Source organism: Tritonibacter sp. SIMBA_163 (assembly GCF_046535935.1).
GTDB classification, from domain to species: Bacteria; Pseudomonadota; Alphaproteobacteria; order Rhodobacterales; family Rhodobacteraceae; genus Epibacterium; species Epibacterium scottomollicae.
This window is the reverse complement of the sequence record NZ_JAWJBP010001127.1, coordinates 1-243: the sequence shown is the minus strand read 5'-3', so window position 1 is coordinate 243 and position 243 is coordinate 1. Positions and strand designations below refer to the sequence as shown.

At 68.3% G+C, this 243-nt stretch carries 1 protein-coding gene; it reads left to right on the top strand.

Translation table 11 applies throughout. From position 1 onward, the window contains the following. The coding region (locus R0J92_RS25845) for a nicotinate-nucleotide--dimethylbenzimidazole phosphoribosyltransferase (protein ID WP_411053790.1) at positions 1–243 on the top strand (243 nt) is incomplete at both ends.

Here is a 243-nt window from a genome sequence, read left to right as displayed (position 1 = left end):
GGTATTGCTGGACGGCTTCACCTGCACCGCTGCGGCGGCCGTGCTTTACAAGCTGGACCGCCATGCGCTTGACCACTGCGTGGTGGCGCATGTCTCCGCCGAGCCAGGACATCGGCGGCTGTTGCAGGCCATCGAGAAGCGGGCGCTGGTCGATCTCGACATGCGCCTGGGCGAGGCATCGGGTGCTGCGTTGGCGATCCCGCTGCTGCAGGCGGCGGTCAGCTGCCATGCCGGCATGGCGAC